The 622-nt window shown below is 45.8% G+C and carries 1 protein-coding gene; it reads right to left on the bottom strand.

Features of this window, described 5'->3' with window-relative positions; all coding sequences use genetic code 11:
- On the bottom strand, positions 1–622 hold a 622-nt coding region (locus AC1DWB_RS36920; RefSeq protein WP_477545994.1), incomplete at both ends, for a hypothetical protein.

The raw sequence follows: 622 nt of genomic DNA, 5'->3' as shown, positions 1-622 counted from the left end.
GCCCTATCCTTACCGCTACATTACAATCAGGATCTTCGGTTCCATCACAGATTAGCTTGGTACATCGTCCGGCGTCTACAATAATATCGAATCCTTCGCCTACGTTTCCGTTAACCGACATCAGATTCCCCATGACTGCCGCCGCAATCGCTCCACGGAAACCGTCTTTCTTGGAACAGGTAAATTTATTATAACTCACGGAACCTCTCGTACAATTAGCGGACGTGCGCCGGATAACTTGGAGTGGATTGCCCCAATTATCTTTGCCGTTGGCATACACAAACTTGTTCCGGTCTACATCTACATTGCGGGTTCCGCTCTCCGCTGTGATGTACACGGCGTTATTGACCATATTGTAATGTTCGTTATCATAGTAACTGACATCATAACTATCCAGAGCGCGAAATACATAGCCGAACGGACGATCAATGAGATTGCCAAATATTTTTATTTTATTAGGTCCAAGACGGTAGTCGGTCACTTTGCCATTAGACTCTGGATTCTTGTAATGGACGATACTGAACAGCGCCTCACCGTTCGAATACGGATTATCCACGTCTCGGATCAAGTTGCCTGTAGCAATAACCGATTCTTCTCTCCTTGTAGGGTCAATGGATGTTCC

This window comes from Paenibacillus sp. P4_E11, assembly GCF_056401635.1.
This window is presented reverse-complemented; position numbering and strand designations above follow the sequence as displayed.